Annotated in this window: 6 protein-coding genes and 1 CRISPR repeat array; all 6 genes read left to right on the forward strand. The window is 54.4% G+C overall.

All coding sequences use genetic code 11. The annotated features are described in order from the left end of the window. The first annotated feature begins 3 nt into the window (after nucleotides 1–3). The 6 genes from cas5c to cas2 all read left to right on the forward strand — a co-directional run bounded on the left by cas5c (nucleotide 4) and on the right by cas2 (nucleotide 5,510). Complete coding sequence (gene cas5c, locus PORUE0001_RS02165) at nucleotides 4–720, forward strand: type I-C CRISPR-associated protein Cas5c (RefSeq protein ID WP_007364798.1); 717 nt, start codon at nucleotides 4–6, stop codon at nucleotides 718–720. After that, nucleotides 717–2,564, forward strand: a complete 1,848-nt coding sequence (cas8c, locus tag PORUE0001_RS02170; protein ID WP_007364828.1) for a type I-C CRISPR-associated protein Cas8c/Csd1 — start codon at nucleotides 717–719, stop codon at nucleotides 2,562–2,564. Before cas5c ends, cas8c begins: the two co-directional genes overlap by 4 nt. A gap of 11 nt (nucleotides 2,565–2,575) precedes the next feature. Continuing rightward, nucleotides 2,576–3,439 carry a type I-C CRISPR-associated protein Cas7/Csd2 gene (gene cas7c, locus PORUE0001_RS02175; RefSeq protein WP_007364813.1) on the forward strand — a complete coding sequence of 288 codons (864 nt, stop codon included), beginning with the start codon at nucleotides 2,576–2,578 and terminating at the stop codon, nucleotides 3,437–3,439. A 75-nt stretch (nucleotides 3,440–3,514) separates the two neighbouring features. Beyond that, nucleotides 3,515–4,192: a CRISPR-associated protein Cas4 gene (gene cas4, locus PORUE0001_RS02180; protein WP_007364800.1), complete on the forward strand. Its 678-nt coding sequence runs from the start codon at nucleotides 3,515–3,517 to the stop codon at nucleotides 4,190–4,192. Beyond that, the gene (cas1c, locus tag PORUE0001_RS02185; RefSeq protein WP_007364797.1) at nucleotides 4,189–5,220 is read left to right on the forward strand and encodes a type I-C CRISPR-associated endonuclease Cas1c; all 1,032 of its coding nucleotides are present in this window, start codon (nucleotides 4,189–4,191) and stop codon (nucleotides 5,218–5,220) included. Before cas4 ends, cas1c begins: the two co-directional genes overlap by 4 nt. Next, nucleotides 5,220–5,510 (forward strand): CRISPR-associated endonuclease Cas2, encoded by a 291-nt coding sequence (gene cas2 / locus PORUE0001_RS02190; protein WP_007364789.1) that lies wholly within the window; start codon nucleotides 5,220–5,222, stop codon nucleotides 5,508–5,510. Before cas1c ends, cas2 begins: the two co-directional genes overlap by 1 nt. Nucleotides 5,511–5,708: 198 nt before the next feature. Next, nucleotides 5,709–6,480: direct repeats of the CRISPR family, unit length 33 nt; unit sequence GTCGCACCCCACACGGGGTGCGTGAATTGAAAC. The last annotated feature ends 44 nt before the right edge of the window (nucleotides 6,481–6,524 follow it).

The raw sequence follows: 6,524 nt of genomic DNA on the forward strand, positions 1-6,524 counted from the left end.
TATATGGAAGAGTATATAGACAAGGAGTACTGCCTGCGTGTGCGTGGCCCTTTTGCTTGCTTCACACGCCCCGAGATGAAGGTGGAGCGTGTCAGCTATGATGTGATCACGCCTAGTGCAGCGCGAGCCATCTTTCAGGCGATCTACTGGAAGCCCGCCATACGCTGGGAGATCACGAAGATAGAGGTGCTAGCCCCGATCAAGCGGTTTACCATCAAGCGAAATGAGGTGGCCTCTATCATGAGCAAAGGAAGTACTGGCATCAACGTTTCAGAGGATCGCAGACAGCGTGCCTCCTACATATTGCGTGACGTAGACTATCGGATCTATGCCAAGATGGTCTACATCCCCGTGAGGAACCGCTCAGCTAGTTGTCAGAAGCACTACAACGAGGAGTACAGCGAAGCCGAGCGCAAAGCGGAGAACCCAAGGAAGTACCAAGAGATATTCGAGCGCAGAGCCAAAGCTGGGCAGTGCTTCACGATGCCTTACCTAGGGTGCCGTGAGTTCACCTGCGCCTTTGAGTATGTGGACCTAGAGCATGGAGAGACATCCCTAGAGCCCAAGCCAATCCCTGAGAGTCGCGACCTGAGCATCATGCTCTACGACATGGACTTCGAGCGGGATAGGAAGAATCCTCCAGCTATGTTTTATCATGCGCAGATGACCGATGGTGTCATCCTCGTCCCCCCGATGGATAGTAATGAGATACTGAGATGATCCTACAAGCACTATACAACTACTACGAGGCGATGCGCAAGGCACATCGCATAGCGACCCCTGGACTAGAGGTCAAGCCCATTCGCTGGGTCATAGTCATTCGCGAAGATGGCTCCTTCGTCCGACTAAAAGACCTCAAAGATCCAAGTGACAAGAAGAGCAAGGGGCAGGACTATCTAGTTCCAGCTGGACTAAAGCGTAGCGGTAAGTGTCCACCCGCTCAACCCTTTTGGGACAATCGCAAGTATATCCTAGGGTATGAAGAGAGTGCCGAAGGGGTGTCACCCTGTACGGACCGTCTTGAGGACTTCAAGCGGGTTATGGCCGAGATCGCTGAGCACTACCCAGACAATGCTAGCTTTAAGGCGGTCTGTCGCTTCTACGATCACTACCTCGGAGCCGAGACTCCTCTCCCCGAAGAGGCTCAGACCGAGCGCATCTTAGCATCAGACTGGATGACCTTCCAGCTACAAGGAGACACAGAGCTGCTAGCTACACAAGATGATGCGTACGACCTTGCCGCTCAAGCCTACAGTACGGAGGACAACCTTGGGCGATGCCTCATCACGGGAGAGGAGAAGCCCCTAGCAGCCTTTCACGCTCGGATTGTAGCTCCAGGCTCGCAGGCGGGAGCCACGATAGCTAGCTTCAACGATCCTGCCTACCTTTCCTATGGCAAGAAGCAGGGCGAGAATGCGCCGATTTCTAAGTACGCCTCCTTTGCCCATACCACGGCGCTCAATGAGTTGCTTCGCAATGAGCAGACACGCTACACGCTCGGAGACATCAGCTATGTCTTTTGGAATTCAGACCTTGACGATCCTAGTATCAACGAAACCTTTCGTACCGTAACCTTCGAAGGCGTAAGGGATGACGATACTCAGGAGCAATCCGACACAGACGATGAACAGCCTAAGCGAAAAGGTAAGAGTAAAAAGAAAGCCCCCAACCCAACTCAGGACACCTATAAAGTACTTGAGCAATTCAAAACGATCCGTGGCAACCGTGGTCAAGGAGAGCATTGGGAAGATGCGCGACAATTTTACGTCCTCGGACTAACAGCGGGCGGACGCATCACCATCAAGTATTGGCAGCAGGGGACTGTATCGGAGATCTTCGACAGGGTCTACCAGCATCTCGTCGATATGAACATCATCAGCTGGGATGGCTTCGTAGATGAGGAGAACCCTCCCCTACGCTCACTCTATGGTATCGTGAAGAGTGTCTCCACGCCCTCCAAGTCGAGCACCTTCGCCACGAACCTTGTGCAGAGCATCGTCGAGAGCATCCTCAGTGGCAACCCTTATCCGATGACCCTCCAGCAGGCCTGCGTCAATCGCATCACGCAGGAGCGCACAGTCTCCGAGCTACGAGCGGCCATCCTCAAGGGCTGCATCAACCGCAAAGCAAGAATATATAAACAACTAAAAGAACTAGATATGGCTTTAGACAAGCAAAACGACAACATCGCCTACCTCGCAGGACGCCTCTTTGCCGTCCTCGAGCAGATCCAGCAAGCTTCACTAGGCAAAGGGGTCAATGCGACCATACGAGATCGCTTTTACGCCAGCGCCTCCACTCGCCCTAACATGGTGATGGGACGACTCATCGCACTGTCCAACCACCACCTGAGCAAGCTACGCAAGGAGAAGCCTGGATTAGCAGTAAATCTCGAGAAGCTCCTCGGAGAGATCTTCGCCTTGATCCCAGCTGAGGCGCCCACATTCCCCGCGACCTTCTCGCTAGATGAGCAGAGCCTCTTTGCCGTAGGCTACTATCATCAGAAAGTTGATACTTATAGGAAGGAAGAGACAACCAACCCAACAGAAGAAACAGAACAATAACCCATATAATCATGTTACAGAATAGATATGACTTCATCCTACTCTTTGATGTCAAGGATGGCAACCCCAATGGAGACCCTGATGGTGGCAACCTGCCCCGCGTAGACCCTGAGACTGGCGAGGGACTCGTCACGGATGTATGTATCAAGCGCAAGGTGCGCAACTACATACAGATGGCGACTGACCAAGGTATCTTCGTCAGAGAGAACTCCGTCCTCAATGACTCCATCAATGAGGCTGTCGAAGAGGCTACAGGCAAGGATGCTAAGACGAAAAACGCCTCAGACCGTGACAAGGCTCGTGCCCTCATGTGTCAGAAGTACTACGACATACGTGCCTTCGGAGCTGTCCTCTCCACGGGCAACAATGCCGGTCAGGTGCGTGGTCCCATCCAGCTAACCTTCGCACGCTCCATTGATCCGATCTTCCCTCACGAGCATACCATCACACGTATGGCTGCCACAGACGCTAAGGAGCAAAAGGCCAACGAAGAGGCTGACGACAAGGGCGGCAACCGGACCATGGGGCGCAAAGCCACCGTGCCCTACGGACTCTATAAGATGTATGGCTTCGTGACGCCACACTTCGCTGAGGACACAGGCTTCACGGAGGATGACTTGAAGCTCTTCTGGGAGGCACTCCAGAATATGTTTGACCTAGATCACTCCGCAGCCCGTGGACTCATGAGCCTGCAGAAGTTGATCATCTTCAAGCACGAATCCCCTCTGGGCAATGCCTCTGCGCACAAGCTCTTCGAGCGTGTCACTGTAGCACGACGTGAGGGGCTCACAGGTCCCGCACGCGACTTCTCCGACTACACCGTCCAGATCGATCGCAACGGACTCCAGGGTGTCGAGATCGTCGAGCTCGTCTAGCCCGCTTTTACACAAAAGCCCCTTCCGTAGCGCACGCAACTACGGCAGGGGCTTTTCTCTAAAACAACCTTTCCCATGAGACGCTACAGCGACGAGGAGCTACTGACAATCTCTGAGATACAGCACTACTGCTTCTGTCCACGTCAGTGGCAACTGATCACCCTAGAGCAACTATGGCAGGACAACCACCTCACTGCGCTAGGGCAGATCCTCCACAAGCGTGTGGACCAGCCTGAGCTGAGTGCTCGCGTGGGAGACACGATCACTATGAGGAGGGTGCCGCTCGTCTCCTACTCTTTGGGACTATACGGGCTGTCCGATGCGGTCGAGCTGACCCCGCTTCGGGATCAATGCCTGAGCCCCTTCCGACACCCTAAGTACCCAGGGGCATGGCAGGCGACACCTGTCGAATATAAGCGTGGCAAGCCTAAGACTCACCTCGCTGACAAGCTACAACTCTGTGCTCAGGCCATAGCCCTTGAGGAGATGTACCAAGTCTCTATTCCCTTCGGAGCACTTTACTATGGAGAGACACGGCATCGCCTACAGGTCGAGATGGACGACGCCCTGCGGACGGCGTGCTCCGAGGTGGCGCGTAAGATGCACGAGGCCTTTGCACAGCGTACGCCTATACCAGCGCACTACACCCGGCAGTGTCGCTCCTGCTCTCTCCTCGACGAGTGCATGCCTCGTATCGCATCACACCGTTCGGCAAAGAGTTACCTAAAGCATCACGACATACTCACCTTATGAGAAAGCTACTCAACACCCTCTATATCCTCACGCCCAACGTCTATCTCCTCAAGGACGGCACCAATGTCGTGGCACGCATAGATGGAGAGGAGACCTTTCGCATACCGATACACAATCTCGAGGGGATCATTACATTCTCCTATATGGGCGCTTCGCCAGGGCTGATGCAGCTCTGCGTACAGGAGGGTGTCAAGCTCACATTCCTCACACCCACAGGTCGCTACATAGGTTCGCTAGAGGGACCCACGAGGGGTAACGTCCTCCTGAGACGCACGCAGTACCGCATCGCTGACGACGAACCAGCTGCAGCTCACTTCGCTGCACTATTTATCTCGGCCAAGATAGCCAACCAGCGATCGGTGTTGAGTAGATATGTGAGAGATTACCACCCGACAGAGGGCGTGGAGGCAACCTTTCAAGAGGCACTCAGCCAGCTCAAAACTTTGCAGAAAAGCTTAGCCTACAAGCGTGACCGCATGACCGTTATGGGTGTAGAGGGCTTAGCAGCACAGCAATACTTTGCCCTCTTTCACCACCTCATACGGCGACCGGAGTTCACCTTCGAGGGACGATCCCGACGACCGCCTCTCGATGAGACCAATGCGTTGCTCTCGTTCTTCTACACTATCCTCGCCCACGAGGTCACGGCAGCGCTCGAAACCGTAGGACTGGATCCATACGTGGGCTTCCTCCATACGGACAGACCAGGCAGAGCAAGCCTTGCTTTAGACCTTATGGAGGAGCTTCGCGCCTACCTCGTGGATCGCTTCGTCCTGACTGTCATCAACAAACGACAAGTAGCCCCCTCAGACTTCATCACCCAAGGCGAAAACGGCTACATCCTCAGAGACGAACCCCGCAAAGAGCTCTTAGCCGCTTGGCAGCAGCGTAAGCGAGAGGAGATCATGCACCCTTTCCTTCAGGAGCGCATACCCATAGGACTGCTCCCCTATGCTCAGGCGTTGCTCTTAGCTCGATGCCTCCGAGGAGACCTCGATGACTACCCTGTCTTCCTAATCCAAAGCTGATGTACCTACTTGTCACCTACGATGTGAACACTGCCTCGCCCGACGGGGCTAAGCGACTTCGCCAAGTGGCGAAGATATGCCAAAACTACGGCCAGCGTGTCCAGAACTCGGTCTTTGAGTGCCTCGTCTCTCCTGCCCAAAGAGTGGAGTTGGAGGCTGCTCTCACGGACACGATCAACCTCTCGAGCGACTCGCTACGCATCTACCACCTCGGTACCAACTACCAGTCTAAGATCACCACCATTGGCAAAACAAAAGGCGTAGATCCCGAGGGCGTGCTACTCATTTAGCGGTCCGACTCGTTCGCTCTTGTACACCTCTGCGAATGCCAAGCGATCAGTGAAAAGGCAGTCTATTCGCATACGCTGAGATCCAAGCACATACCGTCTCGCAGTCACCGCCAATGCAACGAATACGTCCGCTCGTAGTCTCCTATTCGCAGTTCATCATCGTCTAATCCTCAACTAATGCGTACCTTTGGGCATCGCATCGCACCCCACACGGGGTGCGTGAATTGAAACGCTGTTTAGCCCTGCCTCGATCTCGTGTAGTTATTCGCACCCCACACGGGGTGCGTGAATTGAAACCGCGAGCAGTATGTGGAGCTGGTGGACGCAGAGGTTCGCACCCCACACGGGGTGCGTGAATTGAAACTTGCGTGAGAGCGCCATGGCGAGGTAGCGCGGCAGTCGCACCCCACACGGGGTGCGTGAATTGAAACTGCAGATGAGTTTCAACAGATGTTGCAAGAGATTGAGTCGCACCCCACACGGGGTGCGTGAATTGAAACGCCTTGCTGGGGGTCTAGAAGCTTGCTTTCGAGTGTCGCACCCCACACGGGGTGCGTGAATTGAAACATCCAGCAGCTGGTGAAGAGCCTGGGCTGCGGTGTCGCACCCCACACGGGGTGCGTGAATTGAAACTACTCCTCTCCTTTGTTACTGCAAAGGTAACAAGAAGTCGCACCCCACACGGGGTGCGTGAATTGAAACTCAACAGATGTTGAAAGCGATTGATATGGTGCGGTGTCGCACCCCACACGGGGTGCGTGAATTGAAACGTAAGACTTGAGGTCAAAGACCCCAACACACAAAGTCGCACCCCACACGGGGTGCGTGAATTGAAACTAAGTTCTAAGGGCTAGACCCTAGAGGTCTCAAGTCGCACCCCACACGGGGTGCGTGAATTGAAACACAGACTACGGCTCTAATAACGGACGCACAATTGGTCGCACCCCACACGGGGTGCGTGAATTGAAACATCTTTAGAGCGAGTAACGTCCAACTCACGACCCGTCGCACCCC

This window comes from Porphyromonas uenonis 60-3, assembly GCF_000174775.1.
In the GTDB taxonomy this organism is placed as follows: Bacteria; Bacteroidota; Bacteroidia; order Bacteroidales; family Porphyromonadaceae; genus Porphyromonas; species Porphyromonas uenonis_A.

Excerpts from the sequence above, each read along its gene's own strand:
- cas8c (WP_007364828.1), top strand. The coding sequence starts at position 717 with ATGATCCTACAAGCACTATACAACTACTACGAGGCGATGCGCAAGGCA.
- cas2 (WP_007364789.1), top strand. The coding sequence starts at position 5,220 with ATGTACCTACTTGTCACCTACGATGTGAACACTGCCTCGCCCGACGGG.
- cas7c (WP_007364813.1), top strand. The coding sequence starts at position 2,576 with ATGTTACAGAATAGATATGACTTCATCCTACTCTTTGATGTCAAGGAT.
- cas5c (WP_007364798.1), top strand. The coding sequence starts at position 4 with ATGGAAGAGTATATAGACAAGGAGTACTGCCTGCGTGTGCGTGGCCCT.
- cas4 (WP_007364800.1), top strand. The coding sequence starts at position 3,515 with ATGAGACGCTACAGCGACGAGGAGCTACTGACAATCTCTGAGATACAG.
- cas1c (WP_007364797.1), top strand. The coding sequence starts at position 4,189 with ATGAGAAAGCTACTCAACACCCTCTATATCCTCACGCCCAACGTCTAT.